The organism is Sporosarcina sp. BP05, from assembly GCF_014282005.1.
Taxonomy (GTDB): domain Bacteria; phylum Bacillota; class Bacilli; order Bacillales_A; family Planococcaceae; genus Sporosarcina.
The window spans coordinates 1-908 of the sequence record NZ_JACFTD010000072.1 but is presented as its reverse complement, the minus strand read 5'-3'; the positions used below and the strand labels follow the sequence as shown (position 1 = coordinate 908).

Annotated in this window: 1 protein-coding gene; it reads left to right on the top strand. The window is 39.4% G+C overall.

Annotated elements, in window-relative coordinates; genetic code table 11:
- Positions 1 to 714, top strand: a 714-nt coding sequence (locus tag H2672_RS19140) for a DDE-type integrase/transposase/recombinase (RefSeq protein ID WP_186674002.1), incomplete at its 5' end; no start/stop codon positions are given.
- Positions 715 to 908 lie beyond the last annotated feature (194 nt).

Sequence of the window (908 nt, the reverse complement as noted above, 5' to 3'; positions counted from 1 at the left end):
AAAATGCAGCAGCATCGCGGACGAAGTAAAAGACCAGAAACGAAATTACCCGAAAGTTATTTAGCAACGGCTCCTAATCAAGTTTGGACTTGGGATATTACTTGGTTGAAAGGACCTGTTAGAGGTCTCTATTATAAGCTTTACTTGATCATTGATTTATTCAGCCGAAAGATTGTTGGTTGGGAAGTTTGGGGAATTGAAGACGCCGCTCACGCTGAAGTATTAATTAAAAGATCCATTATAAGTGAAAAGATACACGGGGCTCCACTTGTCTTACACTCCGATAATGGAAGCCCAATGAAAGCAGCAACGTTTCAAGTATTACTTGAAAAACTAGGTATCCAAAGCTCATATTCCAGACCAAGAGTGAGTAACGATAATCCGTATTCTGAGGCAATATTTCGGACACTTAAATATCGACCCGAATTCCCGTATGATGGCTTCGAATCAATTGAAAATGCGCGGTCATGGACCGACAGGTTCGTTCATTGGCACACGCATGAACATCAACATAGCGGAATAAATTTCGTTACACCAGAACAAAGGCACACAGGTGCCTATATTGAAGTACTTAAAAATCGACATGAAATCTATCAACTAGCAAAACAAAAGCATCCAGAGCGCTGGTCAGGATCAACAAGAAACTGGAATCCACACGAATCAGTCGCATTAAATCCGATGAAACAAAAATTACGAACAGATAAAACCCGCTAATAAACGATTGAAGATATCTACGAATAGCATTTATATTCCTCAGTCTCTCTTTATTCACCTCTTCTGTTGATGATGGATCAGATTGAAACTCTGATCCATCATCAACAGAAGAGCGGTAGAAAAACGAAACTATATCGACTTAATAGCTAATCTAGAAAAAGAGCAATATGCGACAACTATCTTGACAAACACCG